Origin of the sequence: Pseudogracilibacillus auburnensis (genome assembly GCF_003201975.1) — a bacterium.
GTDB lineage: Bacteria > Bacillota > Bacilli > Bacillales > Amphibacillaceae > Pseudogracilibacillus > Pseudogracilibacillus auburnensis.
This window is the reverse complement of the sequence record NZ_QJJQ01000002.1, coordinates 106615-130563: the sequence shown is the minus strand read 5'-3', so window position 1 is coordinate 130563 and position 23949 is coordinate 106615. Positions and strand designations below refer to the sequence as shown.

At 36.6% G+C, this 23949-nt stretch carries 21 protein-coding genes and 1 riboswitch; of the genes, 8 read left to right on the top strand and 13 right to left on the bottom strand.

Annotated features, from left to right (window positions below):
* Positions 1 to 108: 108 nt before the first annotated feature.
* The 3 genes from DFR56_RS03695 (at position 109) to DFR56_RS03685 (ending at position 2720) form a co-directional block, all read left to right on the top strand.
* Positions 109 to 723 carry a nucleoside/nucleotide kinase family protein gene (locus DFR56_RS03695; RefSeq protein ID WP_244916419.1) on the top strand — a complete coding sequence of 205 codons (615 nt, stop codon included), beginning with the start codon at positions 109 to 111 and terminating at the stop codon, positions 721 to 723.
* Between the two features lie 183 nt (positions 724 to 906).
* Positions 907 to 1806 (top strand): ABC transporter permease subunit, encoded by a 900-nt coding sequence (locus tag DFR56_RS03690; RefSeq protein WP_158525491.1) that lies wholly within the window; start codon positions 907 to 909, stop codon positions 1804 to 1806.
* Positions 1803 to 2720: an ABC transporter permease gene (locus DFR56_RS03685; RefSeq protein ID WP_242694464.1), complete on the top strand. Its 918-nt coding sequence runs from the start codon at positions 1803 to 1805 to the stop codon at positions 2718 to 2720. Before DFR56_RS03690 ends, DFR56_RS03685 begins: the two co-directional genes overlap by 4 nt.
* 85 nt (positions 2721 to 2805) lie before the next feature.
* Here DFR56_RS03685 and DFR56_RS03680 read toward each other — a convergent pair whose 3' ends face one another.
* Entirely contained in the window at positions 2806 to 4245 is a 1440-nt protein-coding gene (locus DFR56_RS03680; protein WP_110394084.1) for a sodium/proline symporter, read from the bottom strand.
* Positions 4246 to 5332: 1087 nt separating this feature from the next.
* On the opposite strand from DFR56_RS03680, the gene DFR56_RS03675 reads away from it, so the two are divergent.
* Positions 5333 to 5725: a hypothetical protein gene (locus DFR56_RS03675; protein WP_110394083.1), complete on the top strand. Its 393-nt coding sequence runs from the start codon at positions 5333 to 5335 to the stop codon at positions 5723 to 5725.
* 420 nt (positions 5726 to 6145) lie between these two features.
* A complete protein-coding gene (locus tag DFR56_RS03670; protein ID WP_110394082.1) occupies positions 6146 to 7225 on the top strand; it encodes a hypothetical protein in 1080 nt (359 codons plus the stop codon).
* A gap of 39 nt (positions 7226 to 7264) precedes the next feature.
* Here DFR56_RS03670 and DFR56_RS03665 read toward each other — a convergent pair whose 3' ends face one another.
* The 3 genes from DFR56_RS03665 to DFR56_RS03655 form a co-directional block, all read right to left on the bottom strand.
* Positions 7265 to 7672: a ribonuclease HI family protein gene (locus DFR56_RS03665; RefSeq protein ID WP_110394081.1), complete on the bottom strand. Its 408-nt coding sequence runs from the start codon at positions 7670 to 7672 to the stop codon at positions 7265 to 7267.
* Positions 7673 to 7775: 103 nt separating this feature from the next.
* Positions 7776 to 8150: a hypothetical protein gene (locus DFR56_RS03660; RefSeq protein WP_110394080.1), complete on the bottom strand. Its 375-nt coding sequence runs from the start codon at positions 8148 to 8150 to the stop codon at positions 7776 to 7778.
* A 628-nt stretch (positions 8151 to 8778) separates the two neighbouring features.
* Positions 8779 to 12657, bottom strand: coding sequence for a fibronectin type III domain-containing protein (locus DFR56_RS03655; protein WP_110394079.1), 3879 nt, complete (start codon positions 12655 to 12657; stop codon positions 8779 to 8781).
* A gap of 175 nt (positions 12658 to 12832) precedes the next feature.
* On the opposite strand from DFR56_RS03655, the gene DFR56_RS23240 reads away from it, so the two are divergent.
* Positions 12833 to 12988, top strand: a complete 156-nt coding sequence (locus DFR56_RS23240) for a hypothetical protein (RefSeq protein ID WP_170124491.1) — start codon at positions 12833 to 12835, stop codon at positions 12986 to 12988.
* Between the two features lie 349 nt (positions 12989 to 13337).
* Here the strand turns inward: DFR56_RS23240 and DFR56_RS03650 are convergent, their stop codons facing one another.
* From DFR56_RS03650 to DFR56_RS03610, 9 genes are all read right to left on the bottom strand, one after another.
* Positions 13338 to 14078: an ABC transporter ATP-binding protein gene (locus tag DFR56_RS03650; protein ID WP_110394078.1), complete on the bottom strand. Its 741-nt coding sequence runs from the start codon at positions 14076 to 14078 to the stop codon at positions 13338 to 13340.
* A complete protein-coding gene (locus DFR56_RS03645; protein ID WP_110394077.1) occupies positions 14075 to 14836 on the bottom strand; it encodes an ABC transporter permease in 762 nt (253 codons plus the stop codon). Before DFR56_RS03645 ends, DFR56_RS03650 begins: the two co-directional genes overlap by 4 nt.
* Before the next feature lie 15 nt (positions 14837 to 14851).
* Positions 14852 to 15859 carry an ABC transporter substrate-binding protein gene (locus tag DFR56_RS03640; protein ID WP_110394076.1) on the bottom strand — a complete coding sequence of 336 codons (1008 nt, stop codon included), beginning with the start codon at positions 15857 to 15859 and terminating at the stop codon, positions 14852 to 14854.
* Between the two features lie 281 nt (positions 15860 to 16140).
* On the bottom strand, positions 16141 to 16827 hold the full coding sequence (gene tenA, locus DFR56_RS03635) for a thiaminase II (RefSeq protein ID WP_110394075.1): 687 nt from the start codon (positions 16825 to 16827) through the stop codon (positions 16141 to 16143).
* A gap of 89 nt (positions 16828 to 16916) precedes the next feature.
* A riboswitch (TPP riboswitch) is annotated at positions 16917 to 17019 on the bottom strand.
* A gap of 940 nt (positions 17020 to 17959) precedes the next feature.
* Positions 17960 to 18334 carry a MaoC family dehydratase gene (locus DFR56_RS03630; protein WP_158525489.1) on the bottom strand — a complete coding sequence of 125 codons (375 nt, stop codon included), beginning with the start codon at positions 18332 to 18334 and terminating at the stop codon, positions 17960 to 17962.
* 21 nt (positions 18335 to 18355) lie between these two features.
* Positions 18356 to 18769 carry an FAS1-like dehydratase domain-containing protein gene (locus DFR56_RS03625; protein WP_158525488.1) on the bottom strand — a complete coding sequence of 138 codons (414 nt, stop codon included), beginning with the start codon at positions 18767 to 18769 and terminating at the stop codon, positions 18356 to 18358.
* Complete coding sequence (locus DFR56_RS03620; protein ID WP_110394072.1) at positions 18759 to 19910, bottom strand: thiolase family protein; 1152 nt, start codon at positions 19908 to 19910, stop codon at positions 18759 to 18761. The genes DFR56_RS03625 and DFR56_RS03620 overlap by 11 nt, the downstream gene beginning before the upstream one ends.
* Positions 19907 to 21364 carry an AMP-binding protein gene (locus tag DFR56_RS03615; RefSeq protein ID WP_158525487.1) on the bottom strand — a complete coding sequence of 486 codons (1458 nt, stop codon included), beginning with the start codon at positions 21362 to 21364 and terminating at the stop codon, positions 19907 to 19909. The genes DFR56_RS03620 and DFR56_RS03615 overlap by 4 nt, the downstream gene beginning before the upstream one ends.
* Positions 21365 to 21441: 77 nt before the next feature.
* The gene (locus tag DFR56_RS03610; protein ID WP_110394070.1) at positions 21442 to 21999 is read right to left on the bottom strand and encodes a biotin transporter BioY; all 558 of its coding nucleotides are present in this window, start codon (positions 21997 to 21999) and stop codon (positions 21442 to 21444) included.
* A 167-nt stretch (positions 22000 to 22166) separates the two neighbouring features.
* Between DFR56_RS03610 and DFR56_RS03605 the strand changes: the two genes are divergently transcribed.
* Positions 22167 to 22388, top strand: a complete 222-nt coding sequence (locus DFR56_RS03605) for a YdbC family protein (protein WP_110394069.1) — start codon at positions 22167 to 22169, stop codon at positions 22386 to 22388.
* Between the two features lie 47 nt (positions 22389 to 22435).
* Positions 22436 to 23584 carry an acyl-CoA dehydrogenase family protein gene (locus tag DFR56_RS03600; protein ID WP_280523436.1) on the top strand — a complete coding sequence of 383 codons (1149 nt, stop codon included), beginning with the start codon at positions 22436 to 22438 and terminating at the stop codon, positions 23582 to 23584.
* Positions 23585 to 23949 lie beyond the last annotated feature (365 nt).

Sequence of the window (23949 nt, the reverse complement as noted above, 5' to 3'; positions counted from 1 at the left end):
GAAGTGGAAAAATAGTGATTTAGATCCCTTCACTGTTAGAGATTTTCCGAAAAGTTTACATATCATTACAATGCTGTACATTAAAAATAGATGAAGGAGATCAACATGATGAAAAATATTGTAGAACGAATGATCAACCTGCACAGTACTAATAAACGTAATCCCCTCTTAATTGGAATTGATGGACTTGGAGGAGCTGCTAAAACATCTTATTCACAAGAACTTAAAAAAAATTTAGAAGCGGAAGGATTCTCTACTGTTCTCCTACATATGGACGATTTTATCCACCCTAAACGTATTCGGTATCATGCAAATGCTCCCGAATGGTCATGTTATTACAACGATCAGTGGCGTTATCAGTGTGTCATTGACCAAATTTTTACTCCGATTAAAATGGGTAAAAAAATAAATCAAGCCATAGAACTGTACGATAAAGAGCACGATACATATAAAAAAGAAACTATTTTCATTGATAATGATACGATTGTTTTAGTAGAAGGAGTATTTATTCAGCGTTTGGAACTAAGGGCATACTTTGACTTTGTGATTTATATAGACGTGTCAAAGGAGAAGCGGTTGCAAAGGGTTCTGGCTAGGGATACCTATATTGGAAATCATGCGAAAATTTTAGAAAAATATGAAAAACGCTATTTTCCCGCTGAGGAATATGATCAAGAAAAGTGTAGTCCTTGTTTAAAGGCAGATTATGTTGTAAAAAATTAGTCTCCCAAAGATGAGGTGATATTGAGTTTTGAATAAAAGATTTTACCCACCCCTTACATTACGCAACTTATTATATCGGTTTACTTTCCAGCTTTACTACATTAAATTTAGAACAATTTGACACATTATCTCCTTTACGCTAATATTGTCATAACTTGGAAAAAAGTTGCAGGGGGGATGCTAATGGTATGGAAGGTTACTAGAAATACAGTTATTTTCTTTTTAGTAATGGTTGTATTTATTTTAATTTTGTTACTTCCAAAAGAAATGGAAATACATAGTCTCGGTGGATTGAAATTTGAAGCAGACTATCCTTTTACAATGGCGTTATATAAGGAAAATATCAATGAATTTCTTACTTATTTTAAAGAGGAAAAAGGGTTTGGGACAACGCCAGGTGGTGTGCCATTTACGGAAGAGTTAGTAAGGTTTTTGCTGCGTAGTTTAAAAATAGTTATTCCAGCATTTTTACTGTCCACGACAATTGGAACAGCTTTAGGTATATGGTTATTTTATATTAGAAATAAGAGACGAGGTCGTATTTTTTCTTTCTTATCTTGGATGTTAGCCTCTATTCCTGATTTTTTCCTATTTATTACGGTACAATACATATTTATTTTAGCGATGATTCATGGCTTTCCTAGTTTTAATTTATACAATAATGAAGATTGGTACAGTTTTATCATCCCATGTGTTTCCTTAACGATCTATCCATTATTTCATATGGTGAAGATGACAGCAGTTTCCATGGAAAACGAAGTAGGGGAGGAGTATGTCCGTACAGCGTTTGCGAAAGGGATGAACAGACGGCAAGTTCTCGCTCATATATTTTGGAACGCTTGGGCAACCATTGTGAATCAGTCCCATATGGTGATGCTTTATATTTTATCGAGTCTACCGATCATTGAAAAATTATCCAATTATAATGGAGCAGGCTATCAATTGTTAGAAAGTATTTTTGCCTATGAATCTGTCCGAGCAGTTTTATTTTTCATCCCATTTCTGCTCTTAATGTATCTAGTTGTGATGGTATCTCAATTTGCGCGGGGACGGGTCATGCCTAAGGATGTGGATGGTATATGATTAAAATTACACGATTTATCAGAAAAAACTTGTTACTTTACTGTGGGTTCGTCATGTTAATGGTTTTGCTTGTAGCGGCATTATTTGGTGAATATTTACCATTCGTTGATGCAGAGCTGAAACAGGAAGATTATAGGCGAATCGATGGGGCTATATTTGCCCCACCATTTGAGCCTTCTAGTGAGTATTGGTTTGGTACGGATCGAAAAGGTAGGGACATGCTCAGTTTAATTGTAATGGGAGCTAGGGAAACACTACTAATCGTACTTCTTGTGACGATTATTCGTTATGCTGTTGCAATACCACTCTCTTTTCTAGCTCATAAAAGGGTGTTAGGAATGGATACACTAATTAAAAGTTTGAACGCGTTTTTTTCCTATGTACCTACGATTGTAATCGTTGTCATGCTGGCTATTTTGCCTCCTGTGCTACTAACAGATGCACGTCCCTTTTGGATGATTGTCATTATCGCATTAGTGGAAGCTGGTAGGGTGGCACATACAATGAAGGGAGATTTTGATGTGCTGGCTGGCAAGGAATATATGCTTAGTGGACTTGCAATTGGTGCCGGACCATTTAAAATGCTCAAGTCATATTATTTACCTTTTCTATATGAGAGAATGATTGTTTATATTATTTCTGATTTGGGCAAAGTAATGTTTTTGCTCGGTCAACTAGGATTTATTGGCATTTTTATTTCGCAAGCATTAGTGCAGGTCGATCCAGCACAATTTGAAATTGAGAATATTTCCTATTCTTGGCCGATGTTGTTGGCGAATGCTTTTATGGATATTCGTGGACCAATTTGGATTGCATTTTGGCCAGCTTTTGCGATGACTTTTACGATTTTTACCTTTAATATGCTTGCACAAGGTTTACAGCAAGTTCCGAAAAAGAAAGATGCTTTTATGTAAATAGCTAATTAATAGAGCTTGCATCTTCTCCGTCAAATAAAGAAGTAATCGCATCTGCTGCTTAGCGATTACTTCTTTTTCCTATTTAATTCGACCCTTTCTTTTTATCAGGTACGATGAGGCTAAAGGCGATTCCAAAGAGGAGGGCGATAAAAAAGGTGGAAAACCGTGATGTAATGATTTCATCTAGTGGAGTGCTAATCCATAATAATGTAAAGATAAATCCTGATACAATCGTTGCAATTAGGCCGGCGCTTGAATAACGTCTCCAAAAGAAAGTCATGAGAATTGCAGGAGATAAAGTTCCACCGACTCCGGCCCATGCCCAACTGACAACTAAATACAATAACGATGTTGATGTTAGAGCAATTGCCATACCGATTAGGCCAACACCAAGTATAGTGAATCGCGAAATCGTTACTAACTGTTTATCTTTTAATTTCATGCCAAGTGTTTTATGAATAATGTCTTCACTGACTGAACTTGTCACGACCATTAGTTGGGAATTAGCAGTCGTAATAATTGCCGCCATAATTCCGGCTAGTAATATACCAGCTATCCATGGTGGCATCAAATCTAAAATCATATGTGGTAAAACAGTCTCAACATCAGTAAATGTTCCTTGTTGATACATCGCAATGGCAGCAATACCGATAAGAAAAGCACCGGTATAAGCAAGGAATGTCCAAATGATTGCCACGGTAATTCCTTGTTTTGCTTCTTGGTCATTCTTTAAAGCCATAAACCGTGCACTTAACTGTGGTTGCCCTCCTAAATAACCAAAAAACCATGAGAAGTTATTAAAAAATAATACTCCAATGGAAAATCCAGTGACACCACCCAACCAAGAATCGAAACCTTCTCCTGCTGTTCCTAATGAGGTCGCAATCGATAGATCATTTGTACTAAGATAGATAAATGCAACGATGGGAAGCACGACTAACGTTAGTAGCATCATCATACTTTGTATCATATCTGTCCAGACGACGGATAAAAAACCCCCAAAAAATGCTGTTGCCATTATGACGACCGTTGCAATAACGATGCCTGTCGATTCATTTATATCAAACGTAGTTAGAAATAATTTTCCAGCACCAGCTAATTGAGCTCCAACATAAAACATGAAAAAACTAGCAATTAGGATCGTCGTAACCCATCTAATAAAATCTGCTTTTTGAGAAAATTTAACAGCTAAATAATCGGGAAGTGTTAATATATTATATTTATCTGCTTCTTCCCGAAACCTTCGTGCTAATACTAACCAAGAGAAGATAATTCCCGAAGTGATTCCGATAGCAACCCAAATGCCAGCAAGCCCCGTTGCAAACACAAACCCCGTAAATCCTAACAAAAGCCAGGCGGATTCTCCTGTTGCCCGCTCTGAAAAAGCAAGTGCCCAACCCGGAAGCTTTTTCCCTCCTAAAATGAATATCGCGTGATTTAACTTTGTCCGACTCGTCATATAAGCAATTCCAATGATGACAATAAAATAAACAATAAATTCAATTAAAATGATGTTACTCATTGATCTTCCTCCTTGAAAGTTTTAATAGGTTTCCATTCACCACCTTGATTTAATGGTTGTCTCTATATTTTATGTACAAGGTTCATAAATATTAGGAAGAATTAGAGAGTAATAGAGTGGAAAAGGTACAGCAAACCTTTCTAATGAAAAAGAGAAGCGCAGAGTAGGTTGAAATTTACACATATATGGTAGATACCGAAAATAAGTGCGTAAATTTTTCTTGAAGTGCGGAAAAAAAGAGGGTAAGTGCGTAAATTTTATATGAAGTGCGGAAAAAAGAGAGCAAGTGCGTAAATTTCATATGAAGTGCGGAAAAAAGAAGGTAAGTGCGCAAATTTTATTAAGAAGTGCGAAAAATATTGGGGATGTCTGAAAAGCAGTTTTTACTGAATTATAAATAAAACGTTGAACTGACAAGGTTTTGAGAGGATATTGTTAGTAATTCACTAACGATACCAATATTTGGTCCTTAGTGAGTAGGGATAAATGGATTTGAATGAAGATGACTTATGAAATTGGGTCAATTTCATACATGTTAATTCCAAGAATAAATCCGAACATTAGACACTGAAAAAACTTACTATTCGCGTATTGTAACTTTTATCTAAGCTTTCACTCTAGGTGGTCGACTCCTGTGGGAGGAAAGGTAGGCCACTGAAAAAGTCCACTATTTTTTAACGTATGCAAATCCATTCCCAAAATTCATGTGAAATTCCTTATGAAAGTGGGGAATGGATGCCGTTTTTCATTCGATTTTAGGATCAAAGTGGGGAAAATAATTTCCAAAATATGTTTTTCAGTGACCTCAGGAAAGGCACATGTAAGACTAGTAGGGCTTTAGCTTAGGAGTTGGATTAACGGTGATCCGCTAAAAAGCGACCATCTAGAGTGGAAACTAGTAACTAATCCGTTGTTCGGATTTTTAACTGAAATAATGAATGATGAAATTGTTTTCCGTTATTAAAACAAAAAAATATCTCACTACATTAATATTGGTGAGATGGATTTAATCTATTAGTTAAAAAATGATAACATGATAAATAGGATTACCTAGTTAGTATAGTAATACCACAAAGGTGGTTTTGATTTGAACAGAATTATGATTGTCATTTTATCTATTTTATTGTTAAGGGGGTGTAGTCAACACACTCAGCAACATAAGGAATTAGAAGAGGCTATCTATTCGGTTGTCAAAGACTCACAAAATAGTGAGATAGACATAGCGATGTTAACCGATTTTACTTGGGAAAAAGCATTTCTAATAACGCCCTACACACCTCAAGAAAGTATCGAAGAGCAAATAAAGGGGTTTAAGGATCCAAGCAATATTGACTATCGAGACGATATTTATTTACTTGTATTTTTGAATGAAGGAGAAGCAATTTACTATGTCGAAATAGATCGTTTGCAATCCGATTTTTCCATGAAGGAACAAGACTATCTTACGCCGACGAAAAGTGTAATAAAAATTGACCGATAGGGAGACGCGGCTATGAATTGGGTGTTCTAAAAAAATAAACAAAGGGGCTACTATAAAATTATTTAGGTAAGTACTACATTAGGTTCATGTAAATTGTTATTGTTGCCCCGATGAAGCAGGTTAATACTGTAAAAGAATAGAGCGGTTATCTTTTTCTTTAGCTGTTTACATAACAATTATTAATGACTCTAGTTTTTAGACATAATTCCAACATATCTTTTTTTAGAAGCTGTTCAAACTGAGCAGTTTCTTTTTTATATTTACAGTACAAATTTCAAGAGGTAAAATCGATTTTTTTCATTAAAAAGTCTTAGATCAATTATCTGCCCTTGCAACTTTAGGCTCTTGTGTGTGATTGTTTATTTTGATACGGTTTATTCGGACTCTTAATTTATTTTTTTGAGTAGGGAGATATATAGAATGAAAAGAATTGTTTGTCTTATCTTGGTTAGTATGTTGCTGTCAGGCTGTAGCTACATTACGGGAGTGTTTGAAGCATTGCATGATTCTCTTAGCAAAGAGGGAGAAATTAATAATCAACTAATTGATCAAAAAAATCCGCTTGACGAACGAAAAGTAATAGAAACAGCGATGGAAAAACAGAAAGAGATTTTAAAGCCCGGTTTTATTACAGACGATTATAAGATAGGTCATATGGGTATTAATTATTATCTTCCAGAAGGTGATTTATATTATAGTGCTTCTTATGGGTCATATGGGAACTTAATTATGATGTTTTATGATAGGCAACCAGTTTCTAATAAGGAAATATTTAATAGTATGAATGAGAACTTTGAGGTTGATAAAGAAATCGAACATGATGAGTTGAAAGGTTTTTATGGAGTTAGAAATACGGATTGGGATAGTGATCATTATGAAATGCGAGCTTTACACGATGATGTTTCATATAATATCACGGTCGCTGCAGAAGAAGAAACAGACAATTTAGAAATAATGGAACGGATGACCGAATCATTAAAAACAGAGGCCGATGGTGCGTATGACCCATTGTACAATCGTATTACGATCGATTTAGATCAAGTGAAGTTTCCGACATTAAGTGAGGATTATACAAACGTAGAATCTGTAAGAATTGGTTTTTGGGATTCAAGTGAAGCGTATATGGAACTAGAAGTTAGCTACGAACCGAAGGGATTAGGCTATATTCATTTTACAGTGGTTGACAAAGAGGTAAACATACCAGAAGACTATTATGATCTTGAAGGTGAAAAAGAGACAGCCGCCAAAACAACAGTGACAGAATATAAAGATAAAGATAATGACACTTTTCTCTTTACTTGGACAGATGAAGTTTACCATTACAAAATACTATTTTGGCCACATGATGGTTCATTTGATAGGCAAGATATTTATGATATTATTGATTCTTCCATCCAAGATCAACGAAAATTTGCTAATAAAGAAGCATTTGAAGGCTTAAGGAATGAACCAAATTTTAACCAAACCGAAAAGGAACTAGAGAAGCTATTAAAAGATTAATCAAATGAATTTTGGTTTATAATTGGCGTAAAAAAGCAATTAGGAAGTGCAATGATTTAGTTGCATCCTAATTGCTTTTTTAGCTAATTGATCGGCATGAACATTATGTTTACTCGGAATCCATTTAATAAAAAAATAAGGAAAAGAGTGCGCTTTCTCCATAATTTGTGCAAGTAAAGGTTGAAAAACTTTATTTTTGGTGAAATTTTTATCAATTGTATCGACCACTACTTGTGAATCAGATTGAAAGGATAAGATTTCACCTGGAAACTGTTTGTCACAAATCTCTAACGCCTTGATAACAGCATAAAACTCTGCCTCATGGTTTGACATCATTCCAAGGGATAAAGAATATTCATCCATTTTTCCATTTGCTTTTATATAAATTCCAGCTCCACTAACTCCTGGATTGCCGTTGGATGCGCCATCAGTATACACTTCAATCATATACGGTACTCCTTTTTGCCAAATACCCCCCTAATATAGAGGGACTTTATCTACATTATACCATACCGATGTGTTATGTGATGGCAGAAAAATGATGGAAAGTTTATTTTAAAACAAACCATGATTTAACTGAAAAAATGGAGGTAATAATAAGCAATATTAATGCTCCAGCTAAAAAAAGGAGTTTGATTTCACGTCCGTCGTTGAAGACGGCGATAAATAAAAGGACAAATGATACAACATAAAGTAGTAGACAAATTGGATTTATTTTTAATTCTACATTGTCCCCATTTTTTGCTTCTAACGCATTACTGCCGAAAAACATTTGCTTTGCCTTAAGTGTAATGCTATTTTTATTTGACGTAACGTTATATTCTTCGTTGTTTTTCAGTTTTGTTTCTTCTTTTTCATCTACGAGTAAAACAACTTTTGATGCAGCTCCCATAAAGCCAGTTCTGCGTTTCACTTTTACTTCCATAGGATCATTCAACCTCCTTTTTAAATTGAAAGGGTGTATTCCCTTTGATACGATTTCATATTATCATGTATTCCACTTCATTTCATGAGGATATGGGCACAGGAAAAGATACCCCTTTATGGAAAAACGAGTATAAGGGTTTTTTGGAAATAGAAAATTAGAGTAGTATGATTAAAGAGAAATGGAGGAAGTATTTTCATGAACTAATAGGGGGGTGCTCGACTTAAATAGTCACCACCTACATATTGTGCAAAGCTTGTGTTGAAAAAAATGTTTGTCATTCTGTTCGTTTTAAGTTTGTTTGCATGCACAACTTAGGAGACGGATACGAATCAAGAGAAGGAGGATTATAATGCAACAGTTCAAGAGAATGAAAATCAATTTATGATAAGTATAACAAGTGGAAACATGTAGGGATTTATCTTAATTGGCAAGAGTTATAGAACCAATAATTGCACATTTATTAAATCCTAGTCTAAAAGTAGTTTTCTTTTGGGTAAAGATAGGAGCAATTTATTATTAATAGGTTCTATTGGCAAAATGAGACAGAATAAATAAAAAAACAGATCTAGGTTACTACTAAATCTGGCAACCTAGATCATAAAGTATAAATTTTCATTTAATTTTATCATTCATTATTTTGATTCTTAATAAATCTATGATATACAATAATAGTTATCCCTACTAAAACGGTCGCAAAACCGAATAATAACAAATTAAATAGATTTGTAGCTGTACTTGGTAATATATTATCTTTTTTGTCTACTTTTAGTGAGTCAGTTGAAGTTGCTGGAACTTTTTCTGTTTGCTCGCCTGCATTTTGCTTGGATGTTTCCTTATCAACCGCTTGATTATTGCCTTTTTGCTCATGATCTTGTTCTGGTGATTCCTGTGGTAGTTCTTTTTCTTTGTTCTCCTTTCCATCTATGTTATCAAGTGGATCATTGTCCGAATCATTATTTGAGTCTACGTCTTCTTTATCGTTTGATTCATCGTCCGTATCTTCATTTTTATCATTGCTTGGATCATCATTCGTGTCTTTATCACCATCATTGCTTGAATCTTCGTCTGAATCATGTTGTTCACTTAATTGCAATGCTTCATAAGCTTGATGTAAGTTCAGTCTAGCTTCATTAATTTCTTTTTTCGTTGCAGTATGATCAGCTAAAACATCTTCAGCAACTTGTAGTGATGATGTAAATGTTGTCCAACTATCAGGTGTGTATTTTCCTTCATCTAATTTTTCTTCCATTATTTCATTGATAAGCGCCTGCAGATTTGCTTTCTCGGCGATTGTTTTTTCACGCTTTTCCAATATAAATGAATCAACTAATTCATCATCAATTGTGTATGCTTCGATTGTAATTGTATTGCCGTCAACGAGTAAGGAAGTAAATAATTGTTTTTGTTCATCATATAATACATCGACATAGTCTTCAGCACTTCCTGGATAAAACTTTGGTCCCGCGGATCCACCTATGATATATAACGTTCCATCTCCATCTACCTGTGGTTTCCCGTTTTGCATTGGGTGGGTGCGCATATATGCATGATCATGTCCTGTTAAAACAAGGTCAACCTGCATTTCCTCGATTAATGGTGCAAAAATATCAACTGTTGCATCTTGTCCACGTTTTGGATTACTTTTATATGGTGATCGGTGGAACATGACGATCGTCCATTTGTCATCTGCAGTTTGTAATTCTTCTTCTATCCAAGCTAACTGTTCATTCATATCTTGTACACCGAACTCAGAATTTAACATAATAAATCGTGCATTCCCATAATCAAAAGAGTAGACAAAGTTTCCTTTTCCATTTGGTCCATTTTGTGGGTATGTAAATAAAGATTTATATGTATTAGCCCCATTACCATATACATCATGATTTCCCAGCACCATCATCATGGCCATTTGATCTGTGAGACCTTGTGATGCTTCTAAAAAGTCTTCCCATTGCTTTAATTTATTTCCTTCTTCTACAATGTCGCCCGCATGAACGGCAAATTTCGTGTCAGGAAACTTACGTAAACCTAGCTCATGTAATGCTGTAAAGAGGGCAAATCCTTCTTTATCATATGCTTGTGTATCTGCAAAAAGTAAAAATCGAAAGGCATCTTTGTTATCCGCTTCAGTTGTAAATGTGCGATAATCACTCCATCCATCTGGTGAGCCATCACCTACACGATATTCATAGGTTGTGCCAGGTGTAAGTTGTGTGAGCTGCACTTTATGGATATTCATTTCACCTGTTGGATCAGTAAATAATTCTGAGTTACCATGAACTTGTTTTGGTGCCGTATCTACATCTGCTTTAACTTTGAATTCAACGATTGAGTTTTTTGTATGTGTATCTGTTCGCCAAGATATATGTTGAGTCGTTTTCGGATCATCTGTCCACGTCAAGAAAATATTTTCTGGCTTTTTTTTGCCCAATTGTGGTGAGATCGTAAAAGACTCGACTTGACTTACTAATTCATCTTTTGTTGCTTGAAGTTTTATTGGAATGCGTGAAATGGTTAACTGCTCTGTTTTAATTTCCCCTTGCGCATTTGTTTTACCAAATAACGCTCCCCAATCCACTTCCTTCACATCTTCTTTTGGAACATGGTAATAACGTTGTTCTCCGTTTGGCATAAAAATCCGGTAAAAATCGAACCCACTGTATGGTTCGTTTGCAACAGGAATAATCGTTCCTACCGCTAATTCTTCAAACGGTTCTCCAGCAATTCCACTTCCACCTTTATAAATGGATGTAGGCTCTATTACTTCAATTAATTTTTGATTGCCTAACACAGTAATCGTTGCATCGGCAACAGGTTCGTTATATTGATCTGTGACAATGAATGTGGAAGGTGTCCCTACTGATTTCCCAATCACTTCCAATGTCAAAGGTTGAGCAATGTTTCCTTTAAAAGGTGCTAAAAAGAAAGGAACTGCTTCATTTTTTTCTTCAGCATAATAGTAGTTTCCGTCTTGTAGCGCTAATTTAAATTCTCCGCTAGCATCTAAACCAAGCTCAAAAGATAAAGTTGCAATTTTCGTTTCTTTTTCGAATTGGTGTTGTTTTAAATTTTTAAATTGTAACTTAATTTCTCCTGTTTCAGTGTTTACTTCATTTTTGATGACAGTCTCTTTTAATTGATTTGGAATGGCAAGTTGAACGCCATCTGTTGCCTCATCACTATCAATGATCGTTAATAAGTTTGGATCATAGTTAATGATGAAGTCTGCACCTGATAAAGCAAGTCCATTTTTTACGACCAAATCTACATCAAATGTACTTCCTGCATATACTTCTGTATCTCCACTCCAGTGAATAGAAGGACCATCTGTCTCAACGGTAAAAGTCCAAGTCGTAAATGTATGATTTCCTGCTTTATCGAAAACTTCAATCCAAATGGTATGTAATCCTTCCGCTAAAGGTTTTTCAGGTATGTATGAAATAATTCCCTCTGATTCTTTTACTTCGGGTGTGACTGTTTTTCCGTCCACCGTCATATTCGTTTTAGTAAAATCAATTCCTGAATCATCATCTGTTGCAATGACAGCAATTTCTGGTTTGTTCGTATACACCAATTGCTCATCTGATGGGGTAAATGCGGAAAGTTCAGGATTTTTTACATCTTCCTGCACATCTTCATAGATAGCACGAATATGATCGATATAAATCGTTCCAGCACCTTTGGCTTGTTCGCTAGTTGCCATATAACGTATCGCTTGATTCCCTAAAGTAAAAGGAGCTTTCCACGTATCTGGAATCGTTGCTTCAACATATTTCCAACCTTCCCACGTGACACCAGATGGGTAGCTTGGTGTTAAATCAATATTAAAATTTTGTCCGTTAGCATCGGTAAGTTGTTGGCGTAACCAATGTTTTTCTCCATCACCATAAACCCACATACCAATTTTTTTCGGTTCGCCAGGAATTTCAATCGGTTTGCCTAAAGACGCGTACACGCCTGATGTTCCTTCTTGATTCGTAAAATCGTAATCTATTTTTAAAGATCCTGATCCAAAACGTTTAATCTGATTAGAAATGGAAACATCAACACTATGATAACGAGCACCTGAAACAGTCCAAGTACCTAAGCCATTTTCAAAATCTGCTAAAATGATATTGGGCTTAGTAACTTCTTTTATTGTATCTTCTTCTAATGCTTCTTCCGCTTCTAGATTAGATTCATTTTCTGGTGCAGGTACTTTAAGTTGAGAATCTGCATTTTCTCCAATTTGCTCTTTTACAGCGGGGGGTTGTTGCTTTGTTACTTGATCAATTTCTTTTTTTTCATCTTTTGATTCAGCTTGCTCTTCCTCCCTTAATTCAGTAGTCCCTTCTTCTGAATTCTCTTCATCTTTTTGTTCGTCTCCTTCTCCTTCTAAAACCATTTCTTCCTGTCCGTCTAGTTCCGCTGGATTTACGTTCAGTTCCGCATGTGAAATAGCCGGTAAAATTGGTGTGAAAATAATGAGTAACATCATGATGAATAAAACTAATTTCTTTTTCACTTTCCGAATTCTCCTCTACTAATTATTTAATCAATCCATAGAATAACAAGCGAAAGTAAATTAAACGTTAGATTCATATGTTATTTATGTTAATTTGCTAGAGATTACAGAACTTGGAATAAATTTTTACTTCACTGGAGAAAGTAAAAAAGAACATGTGGAGGAGGAATGAATCATGGCGGAAGAGAATAAAAACCGGAACAAAGATAAAGGAAAGCAGCGGAATATTGCCAGAAAATATGATACGAGCCCAAAGCATCATGTGGAAATGGGAGAAGAAAGTGAATTCGTCAATCTTGATGGAAAGAAAAACAAACGGAAACAAAAATAACAGAGTAACTAAATCCTTTATGAAATAATGGTTTATTGGATTCCGTGTATCTTTTAAAGATGTAGAAAATTTATATAAGTTAAACAGAAAGTTTCTATTTTAAAGAGACCGGGACATAACTAAAACGACAAAATCTAAAGACGAACAATGCATTACTTTAGCAGAGGAAATATACGTAGACTCCTGCGGGAAAAGCAACAGCCGAAAATCCATTTCAAACGTTTTGGATAAAACGTTTGAAATTAGTTGAGGCGTTGCCCGTGGAAAGCGAAGTATATTTCCGGAGCGGGTTATATGCAGCACCATTGTTTGGGTTTTCTTTGGTGAAAACACTTTTGTCCCGGCCTCTTCATAAATTAGTATGGTCGAGTATCTTCGCTAGTTGTTTTTTTGCTTCTAAAAATGGATACGTTAATAAGAGTGATTCATTACGTGGCCGTTCAAAAGGGACTTGAATAATCTCTTTGATTTGTGCTGGTCTAGACGATAACACGACAATTTTATCTGATAAAAAGAGTGCTTCTTCGATATCATGTGTAATAAAAAAAATCGACTGTTCATAGGCTTCCCACGTCTCGAGGAGCCACTTTTGCATATCTAAACGTGTAAAAGCATCTAATGCAGAAAACGGTTCGTCTAAACACATCATCGATTGCGGACTTAACAGGGCGCGAATAAAAGCAACCCGTTGTTTCATCCCACCAGATAATTGATGGGGGTAAGCATGGATAAATTCTCTCAAACCCGCTTTTTCAAGTAGCATTTTTGCTTTTTCTTCGTCTCGTTTTCTACTTAGTTCCTGTCCTAGAATAGCATTTTCCAAAACAGTCCGCCACGGAAAAAGGGAAGGTTGTTGTGGCATATAACTAATATAGCCTGTTTTATTCGTGATCTTTTTCCCGTTTAAAAAGATATCACCTACATCTGGTTTTAGTAGTCCGCCAATTAGACTAAATAACGTACTTTTTCCACTTCCTGATGGTCCAAGTAAGGAAACAAATTCACCTGAATTTATGGATAATGAAATATTGCGTAAAATTTCTTTTTCTCCGAATGATTTGCTAATGTTTTCAAGTGTTAGATCCATCACTTTATTTCCTCTCTATTCCATTTAATAAACATACGTTCCAGCAATAAAATAAGTGCAAAGAAACTTAAACTAAGCAACATCGTAATAATAATTGCAACAAATACTCGTGGCGTTCGATACGAAGAGGAGGCGAGTGTCATAAATACGCCAATACCTTTTTGGGCTCCAAGCCATTCAGCGACAACTCCTGTAAGAATACTGTACGTGGCAGCAATTTTTATTCCAGAAAAAACTGCTGGCAATGCATGGGGAAGCTCCAATTTCATAAATAATTGGCGTTTTGATGCGCCCATCATTTTCATATAATGAATTAGTTCCCGATCTGTTTGCTGAAATCCACTTAAAGTTGCGACTGTGATTGGAAAAAAGGAAGTCATCGCAATAATAATGATTTTTGGTGTATCCCCTAAACCGAACCAAATAAGTAAAAGAGGTGCAAGTACGATAATCGGAATATTTTGCGATAAGACTAAAAAAGGATAAATTGTTTCGCGTAACTTATCGTAATGGTGGAGAAGGGTAGCAACTCCAATTCCAATTGTTGTTCCGATTGAAAAGCCAATCAGAACAAGTCGAATCGTCGAAACCATATGAGGGAAAAAAGCAGGGAGAACTTCCTGCATTTCCATTACAATAACGGTTGGTGCAGGAAGTATCCAAGTTTCTATTTGAAAGATCCGAGTCGAAAATTCCCATATACATATAAAAAGGGCGATTGCAATGGCTGGACGCCAACTAGTTAAAAGTATTTTTTTCATCTTATTTATCCCCGATTACTCAAGAAATTCATTTGTAAATGCTTTTGCTGCGTCAATTTCTTTTTCAGTAATGCCGTTTTCAAACATAAATTCGGCAAATGTTTCCCAGCGATTTTCGTCTTGGATTCCCCATTTGTCCGCATCATCTTGATAGCGAGGGGATAACCATTCTTGACTACGTTTTACAAGTTCAGGATCTAGATCAGGCTCGGCGTTAATTAATATTTCCGCTGCCTCAGCAGGATTGTCAATCGCATATTCATACCCTTTGACTGTTGCCTCAACAAATGCTTTTACTGTTTCTGGGTCTTCGGCAATTAATTTCTCACTAGTTACAATAACAGGGGAGTATGTGTCAAGTTCCTCTGCAAACTGGGTCGTTTCAATGAAATTCAACTCTACATCCCGGATCTCTGCTTCAATACCAGTCCAAGCATAAAAAATACTAACGAAATCGATATCTTTTTGTGTCGCAACAAAAAAATCGGAGTTTCCTAATTGGACGATATCCACATCTTTTACATCAGCACCATCACGCTTCATGACAAGGTCAACCATCGATTCTTCTAGCATGGATCCGTATGCGCCATATGCTTTTCCGGCAAAATCTTTCGGTGATTCGATGCCTTTTTCAATTGGAGAAGCATATCCGCTTGTACTATGTTGGATAATTGCAGCAACCGACACGACCGGTAAATCCTGCGCACGTGCTTGGGTTACTTCTGTTTGGAAACTAATGCCAAACTCGCCTTTATTCGTTGCGACTAATTGTTCCGCACTTACTTCACCTGGTAACAAGATGTTAATATCTAAGCCAAGTTCATCATAGTAGCCTTTTTCTTTCGCAACATAAATTCCCGTATGGTTCGTATTTGGTGTCCAATCAAGAAAAAGAGACACTTCTTTCTTTGCTGTTTCATCTGTTTTTACTTCTGTTTCTTCTTTGTCTACTTGCTCACTACTACACGCAATAAGTAACATACTTAGCAGCAATGTAAGCGATAATTGTAACAAACGTTTCATCATATTCTCCTTTTTATAGAAGAGGCTGAGCCAAAAGTATTTTTATCAAAGAGAAATCCGAACAATGATCGCTGTATATAACTTACTCCGGAAATACACTTCGCGTACTAAGTAGCAGGTGAGCCTCCAAAGTAGAGGACGTACCAGTGTCGGCATGGTCACATGGAGGTGACCGTTTTAGCCGACGAGGAGTCTACGTATATTTCCTACGCTAATGCATTGTTCATCTTTAGATTAGAACGTTTTAGTTATGCCTCAGCTTCTTCTATTCATTTTTCTCGTTAACGATTACTTACTTTTTCACTTTTGGAAAGCCATGTTTCAAATGTATACGACATTTCCCAAAAATGTAGTTCATATTCTTTCGCAATAATAAATTGTTCTTTCACCTTTTCTTTTTCCTTGTCATTCATATCAGCGACTAGCGAGTTTAGTAGATCGATCATTTCATTTGTTGAATCTTGGAACCAGTCGCTTGCATACATTTTAATCCAGTTACGATAAATTTCCGGTTCCGGATTCGCATGCTCATTCACTTTTCCGATATCTGCGTATAGCCAGTAACATGGCAGCATAGCAGCAACGGAATGGGCTAGATTCCCAGCCATTGTTGCACGGTATAAGTGAGAAGTATATCCATATGCTGTTGGAGCTGGTTTGAAGTTTTCCATATCTTCTTTCGTAATATTTAAAATCTCAGCATGTTCGTTATGAACGGTTAATTCCGCTTCTGCTGTAAAACGAGCTTTATCTGCTAAAATTGCCGTCAGTTTAAAGTCATCTGCTTGGGAAGCGGCAATTGCATGGATTTTTCCGTAATGCTTTAAGTAATAAATATCTTGTAAAATATAGTTTTTAAATGTTTCTAACGGTAAATCCCCTTTCACAATCCCTTGAACAAAAGGATGATGTAAACTTTGCTCCCAACTTTCTTTTGTTGCTGTGCGTAACTCATCAGTAAACTTCATAAAAAAATCCTCCTCTAATCTTTTTTTCTAAAGACTAGTAGAAGGAAGTATATGCATCGGAAACATGCACGCGCAAAAATACGCATGTTTTCTAACGAATTCTACTTCCCTCCGCTGGTCTTAACCAGATCAGGTTCTAAGGGTGCTAAATTTACATTTATCTCAGCCATCACGGCGCCCCTAGTAGAAAAGATCATTTTATTTGATTGACTATTATGCTAGCAGAACAAATTTATAAGTCAAGTTTTTTTGATTTATTACTAGCCTTTTGCAGAATGAAATGGATAAAAATCCTTCGCAGAGTGAAGTGGGATGAAGATACAGTGTTCAAGTTGACTTTGGATGAACTGTTTGCTCAGGAGCAGTCCGTTTACATCTAGACTCCACCCGGCTTGACAATTTTCTAACATTAGCATGTTAAAAAGGAATATAAATGAATTCAACTGGTTGATTATACACCATTTATTCTGTTATCCACTCTCTATTTTTCTAATAAACTCAACTTTCGCACCAATAAAATGAGTTCAAACAGTTTGCTTAGTTAAACTTGGGACTGCGAATACTTCTCCTACCAAATAGATTTGTTGTTTGTTACACATAAGATATAAACTGCGCAGTAACTTAATTTGATTTTCCGACTAGAATCCAGTTACTGCACAGTTGTTTTCCGCTGCGGGGTCTTCAGACACGTGGGACTGGGACTGCGCTTACTCGTCCCATCAAAGAACATTTGCTTTCCCACAGGAGTCAGTCACTTTCGCTCCAGACAACTAGAGTAGTTCATCTTACTTTAAATTGATTACATTCTCCTTAGCGAAGGAAATGCACGTAGACTCCTAGTCGGCTAAAAACGGATATCATTCACCTAATCTAACGTATAGTTGATTGGAGCGGAGGACAGTTGACTCCTACGGGAAAAGCAACAGCCGAAAATCCATTTCATCCGTTTTGACAAAAACGGATGAAATTAGTTGAGGCGTTGCCCGTGGAAAGCAACTGTCCATAGCGAAAATCAACGGTGCTGCTAACTTAGTTACTGCACAGTTTCTTTCAATTGCGAGGTAATAGTAACAAACTTAACGAAAAGAGTCGATTTTGTAAGGAAACGCTTATATGCACGATTCATTTACAATTATTTTATTAGTTCCAATTTTCCATGCATCACTTTATTATGTTCTTGATTTTTTCCGATTACTTTCATCGCTATTTTCTTATCCGACTGTGTAACTGATGAAGCTTCAATTGTTATCATGTCATTTACGAAAAGGGGGGAGGAAAACTTAACACCGTAATGAGAAAGAGTCCACCCAATTTGGATCAGAGGTGAAACTAATTTTGCCCCAATTGCCATCGATAACATACCGTGGGCAACTTGATGGGGGAATCCGGCTTGGTTTGCGGCTGATTTTAAAAGATGTATTGGGTTTTTATCACCGGACACAGCAGCATATTGTGTAATCAATTCCTCTGTTATTTTCATCTTGATTATTTCACAGCACCTGTTCAACATAAATCCTCCTAACTCTACCTAGTACAGAAGTACAAGCGTTGTATCGCTTGTGGCTACTACTTTTTCTCCGTCATTAATATATAGTCGGTTCACTACAAATTGTTTGTTTTCCCTAGTACGTACTTTTAGTAACTCTATTTGACATTGATACATTTTATTGGCAACGAGCGGAGTTTTATAGGAAAAGATTTGCTCACTTTGAATGATTGTTGCATCTGTTTCAAGCCACGGAGGTTCAAGATGTTGCCAAAATAATATTGGGTAAGTCGGAGGAAGCAGGATATCTTCAAACCCTGCTTCACTTGCCGCATTCACATCATGGAACACGTGATTTTTTTCGTCAATTACATGACAAAGTTGTTGTATTTCTTCTCTTTTCACTTTGACGTTAACAATCTTTGTCTTAGTTCCGACCTTACTTTCATCTATCATTCGTATCATACCTTTCAAAAAGGGTTGCTAATCCAAGCCCACCACCAATACCAAGCGTTGCTAGTGCACAATTTGCACTTGTTCGTTGCATTTCTGTACACAATCTGACGACAAGAATTGCACCTGATGCTCCATATGGATGACCAAAAGCAATTGCTCCACCACCAACATTAAGCCGTTCATGTGGAATGTTAAGTTCATTTACCGATGCTAATACTTGGGAGGCGAATGCTTCATTAAATTCAACTAGATCGATATCGTTTATCGTTTTTCCTGTTCGTTCCAAAAGTTTTTTTACCGCAGGAATTGGTCCAATACCAAGTATATTCGGGTCTACGCCAGCACTTGCCGCATCCATAAATGTCATGATTGGTGTTAACCCTAACTCACGACATTTCTTTTCGGACATAAGGAGTACCGCAGCAGCACCATCATTTATCGCACAAGCATTTCCAGCTGTGACAGTCCCGTTTTCTGTAAAAGCTGGTCTAAAGCGAGAAAGTGTTCGCATGTTTAAGCTTTCCCTAGGCCCTTCATCAAGTTCTTTTCCTTGAATGGCGATGATTTCTTTTGCAAATCTACCCACTTTTTGCGCACGTACTGCTTTTTGATGGCTTTCGTAGGCAAAATTGTCTTGGGCTTCTCTTGAAATATGGAATGTTTTAGCAACATTGTCTGCGGCAACTCCCATCTCAGGGTCACCGATTATATCTGGTGAAAAACGAGCCCGCGTAAAAAAGGTTGGTGTTCCATAAAGGCTAGTCGGTTTTTCAAGCTTCCATGGAGCAAGGCTACTACTTTCCAGACCTCCTGCAATATAAATGTCACCTGCACCCGCCTGAATATGACGGCACGCCATATTAATTGCCTCAAGGCCTGAACCACATTGACGATCCACTGTCACAGCTGGAACTTCTACTGGAAGTCCGGATTCCAACGTGGTAAGTCTTGCAATATTTCCACCTGGGCCGATCGCATTTCCTAAAATGACTTCATCAATTTGTTCAGGGGAAATATTTTGTTCCTTTAAAAGTGCCTGAATGACGCAAGCACCTAATTTTTCGGGTGGAACATGTTTAAACATGCCACCAATTTTTCCGATTGCAGTTCGTTTAGCTGCGACGATAACAGGCTTGTTCATTGTATCCACCCCGTAAGATTTGCTATGATTTTGTTTCGGGCAATTTTTCCTGTTGGAGTATACGGTAACCCTGTAACAGAGTAATATTTTCGTGGCCGCTTATAGATCGCTACGTTTTTTCGGCAATGGGCTTTTAATCGTTTCAAATTGTCCGGGCTTTTTTCTTTCCATTCAATAAGTGCTATCACTTTTTGTCCCCAGTGCTCATCTTCCATTCCGATAATGACAGCTTCCTTTACGTTCGGTACATCTTTCAATATTTTTTCGACTTCTTCAGGATAAATATTTTGTCCACCTGAAATGATCATATTATTTTTACGACCAATGATCGTTAGCAATCCTTCCTCATTTAAAAAGCCTAGATCACCAATCGTTGCACCGTACTTCGTTAACACTTGTTTTGTTGCTGTGTCATCATGTACATAACCGTTAAATAAAAAATCACTTTGGATAAAAATATTCCCAATTTCTCCTGGTGGAAGAGGTGCTCCATTCTCATCTCGAATCAAAATATCGACCCCAGGAAAAGGTTTTCCAACACTATTAGGGTACTTATCTGACATTTCTCTCGTCGTATAAGTAACATAGCTTAATTCAGAAGCACCATAATATTCATAAATTGAGCTGTTTGGAAAGACGTTTGATAAAGCTTGTTTAATTGATGGATACAGTTTTGCACCTGATGATAAAAAAGTAACAGATGATTCCACAACTTCTTTTTGCTTCGCCAAGCTGCTTAACATCGTTGGAACGGCATAAACAACCGTTGCTTTTTCCGTTTGGATCAACTGTATCATCTCTCTCGCTGAAAAGGATGTCGTCATATAGAAACTTGCCCCAATATGAAGAGCATGTGTAGCACCAAACAGTGACAGCGAATGGCAGAGCGGACCAGGTGCCATAATGATATCATTTTTTCCGTAATGAAAAGCATCTTCTCCAGCTGTAAAACTTGCAAGCCATGATGTGTGACTGCGAATAAAACCTTTTGGGTTACCTGTTGATCCTGATGTAAAACCGAGATAAAAAGCCCTGTCTTTAGCCTCATTTTCTATCTCTAGTACTTTTGCATCAGATCTCTCTTCTGTAAATAAAGTGACTGGAAAATGATAGTTTGCTAGTTTTGTAAAGGAGGAACTGGCAACAACCATGTGAGGGTCAGCCATTTCCATGATGCGTGTTGCTTCACATTCACTCCATTTTGAATCGAAAGGAATAGCGATCCATCCCAACGTGATAACGGCAAAATAAACTTCTAAAAAAGCAGGTTCATTCCCGATGAGAAGGGCAATTTTTTGTGGCTCATATGTAGTTGTTTTTTTCAGTAAAGCTGCTTTATATTGTTGAACTTTTGCATAGAAATCGTCATATGAAATCGTTTTATCTTGATAATAAATAGCCACCTTATCTGGTTGTTCTTTGGCAAATGTTTCTAACTGATTTCCTATTGTCATTGGCTCCACCACCTTATGCATGTATTTTAGCAAATTGAACGGAAAAACTCCCACCAAATAGGCGGGAGTTAACTCTTTTATGCAGCTTGCTTCACTTTATCGATTATTGGATATGCTTGATGTAATTTGATTGTAATGGCACTTGCAATCAGCACTTTTGTAAAATCTCCTGGTAAAAAGACTAAGGATGAAATTGCAGTTGCTCCCCATGGAACATCAGTTAAAATTGCTAAATAGGTAACTCCAATAAGATAAACAATAATAATTCCGCCAAAAGTGTTAATTAATATTAATTTCCAATACTTTAAATGATGGATACTTTTTTCTGTTAAATACCCAATGACAAATGCGGCGATTGGCCATGCCAAAATATACCCACCACCTGGACCAAATAGAACTCCTAAACCACCACGACCACCGGCCATTAAAGGTGCCCCGATAGCAACGAGAAGAACAAAAAGCAATAAACTAAGTCCTCCACGTCGTGCCCCTAAAATTCCACCTGCTAGCATAACACCAAGTGTTTGTGCTGTAATTGGAACAGGGATAAACGGAATTGGAATTGGTGGAAAAAATGCTAAAGCTCCCACAATTGCTGCAAATAATGAAATATACATCATATCTTTTAATGTCAATTTACTTCCCTCATTCTTATGTAATACTAATAGAATAAATGAATAAACAGTAATATGTCAACAGTAATATTATAGGGTTGACAAAATAACGGAATGAATTTGTTTGCTTTTCTTGCTATACTACAAATAAATATTGTAAAGAATGAATAAGGTGAGGAGTGGTTTGAATGTCAACATTCAGCTTTGAGATCGTAGAAACGATTGCAGTTCTTTCTGAAGGTAATAAAGGGTGGAAGAAAGAATTAAATCTAATAAGTTGGAATGGAAGAGAACCCAAGTATGATATTCGGGACTGGTCGGAGGATCATACAAAAATGGGCAAAGGAGTAACCATATCGGAAAATGAATTGAAGGAGCTAAAACAGGCATTACAGAATCGATCACTTTAACTTTTGACGGCTCACTTTTTTTAATAAAATGATCGAGGGGTGATAAGGTGAAAAGGGGCAATTTTTTTCAAGAAGAACATGACATTTTTCGTCGGGCTTTAAGAATGTTTTTAGAAAAGGAAGCAAAACCAAATATCGAACAGTGGGAAATGGAAAAAGAAGTTCCAAGGTCATTTTGGAAAAAGGTTGGGGAACAAGGTTTTCTATGTCCACAGGTGAGTGAGGAATATGGTGGACTTGAAGCCGATTTTGCTTATTCTGTCATTATTAACGAGGAATTTGATCGGGTAAGTGTTGGGCTAGTTGGGGTTGGATTACATAATGATATTGTGATTCCTTATATTGAAACTTTTGGTAGTGACTCACAAAAGGAGCGCTGGCTTCCAGGAGCGATTAGTGGAGATCTCATATCAGCTATTGCTATGACAGAACCAGGCACAGGATCAGACTTAGCCGCGATTCAAACGACCGCCATAAGAGATGGTGACCATTATATCGTAAACGGAGAAAAAACATTTATTACGAACGGTTATTCCGCTGATTTCGTTGTACTCGTTTGTAAAACAGATCCAAAAGCTTCCCCAGCCCATAAAGGGATTAGTTTGCTCGTCGTTGAGGTTGGAACAACAGGCTTTACGAAAGGAAAAAAATTAAAGAAGGTAGGAATGCATGCAAGCGATACATGTGAATTAATCTTTCAAGATGCACGAGTTCCAGCAGAAAATTTGCTTGGGGAAGAAGGAAAAGGGTTTTATTATTTAATGGAAAAATTGCAACAAGAACGACTGATGGTTGCGATTCAAGCGATGGCATCTTCGGAATTAATGCTAGAGCAAACGATCGATTATGTCAAAGAACGAAAAGCTTTTGGCAAACCAATTAGTCAATTTCAACACACGCAGTTTAAACTTGCGGAAATGAAAACAGAAATAAATATTGGTAGAGTTTATGTTGATCGTTTAATTGAATCTCATAAGAACGGAGAAGACATCGTTACAGAAGTATCGATGGCAAAATGGTGGATCACTGATTTAGTAAAAAAAGTAGCGGCAAGTTGTGTACAACTTCACGGTGGATATGGCTATATGGAAGAATATGAAATTGCTAGAAGATACCGTGATGTTGCGGTTTCATCAATTTACGCAGGAACTAATGAAATAATGAAAACAATCATAGCTAAAAAGATGAATTTATAAATAAAATGATCCTGCAACAAAGGAGTAGAGCTGAATTTTTAATAAATTGATGCTCTACTTTTTACATCTACCTTCGATTAGTCGTTTGAATCTAATGTTCCATGTATTTCTTCAAGTGTTGTATGGAATCGAACATTTCCACTTTTACCCCAGCATTATTCTCCAGTACTTCGCATTTCCGTATTGATCTCAGTATTCCTACCTTTAAATCAAGCATTCTTTCTATCTCTTCAACATTCTTTCTCTATATGCCTCTTTCTTGTATTGATTATTGCATTCTACCTTATTTACAGCAATGACACCTATATCTCCAATTCCCATCATACATTTCGCAAAACATCGTATCGTTATTACCAATTATTTTT

What these genes read in the sequence shown, in the direction of transcription:
- DFR56_RS03680 (WP_110394084.1), bottom strand. Translation starts at nt 4,245, where the DNA reads ATGAGTAACATCATTTTAATTGAATTTATTGTTTATTTTATTGTCATC.
- DFR56_RS03640 (WP_110394076.1), bottom strand. Translation starts at nt 15,859, where the DNA reads ATGAAACGTTTGTTACAATTATCGCTTACATTGCTGCTAAGTATGTTA.
- DFR56_RS03665 (WP_110394081.1), bottom strand. Translation starts at nt 7,672, where the DNA reads ATGATTGAAGTGTATACTGATGGCGCATCCAACGGCAATCCAGGAGTT.
- DFR56_RS03625 (WP_158525488.1), bottom strand. Translation starts at nt 18,769, where the DNA reads ATGATAGATGAAAGTAAGGTCGGAACTAAGACAAAGATTGTTAACGTC.
- DFR56_RS03605 (WP_110394069.1), top strand. Translation starts at nt 22,167, where the DNA reads ATGTCAACATTCAGCTTTGAGATCGTAGAAACGATTGCAGTTCTTTCT.
- DFR56_RS03620 (WP_110394072.1), bottom strand. Translation starts at nt 19,910, where the DNA reads ATGAACAAGCCTGTTATCGTCGCAGCTAAACGAACTGCAATCGGAAAA.
- DFR56_RS03615 (WP_158525487.1), bottom strand. Translation starts at nt 21,364, where the DNA reads ATGACAATAGGAAATCAGTTAGAAACATTTGCCAAAGAACAACCAGAT.
- DFR56_RS03690 (WP_158525491.1), top strand. Translation starts at nt 907, where the DNA reads ATGGTATGGAAGGTTACTAGAAATACAGTTATTTTCTTTTTAGTAATG.
- DFR56_RS03645 (WP_110394077.1), bottom strand. Translation starts at nt 14,836, where the DNA reads ATGAAAAAAATACTTTTAACTAGTTGGCGTCCAGCCATTGCAATCGCC.
- tenA (WP_110394075.1), bottom strand. Translation starts at nt 16,827, where the DNA reads ATGAAGTTTACTGATGAGTTACGCACAGCAACAAAAGAAAGTTGGGAG.
- DFR56_RS03695 (WP_244916419.1), top strand. Translation starts at nt 109, where the DNA reads ATGAAAAATATTGTAGAACGAATGATCAACCTGCACAGTACTAATAAA.
- DFR56_RS03685 (WP_242694464.1), top strand. Translation starts at nt 1,803, where the DNA reads ATGATTAAAATTACACGATTTATCAGAAAAAACTTGTTACTTTACTGT.
- DFR56_RS23240 (WP_170124491.1), top strand. Translation starts at nt 12,833, where the DNA reads ATGGCGGAAGAGAATAAAAACCGGAACAAAGATAAAGGAAAGCAGCGG.
- DFR56_RS03660 (WP_110394080.1), bottom strand. Translation starts at nt 8,150, where the DNA reads ATGGAAGTAAAAGTGAAACGCAGAACTGGCTTTATGGGAGCTGCATCA.
- DFR56_RS03670 (WP_110394082.1), top strand. Translation starts at nt 6,146, where the DNA reads ATGAAAAGAATTGTTTGTCTTATCTTGGTTAGTATGTTGCTGTCAGGC.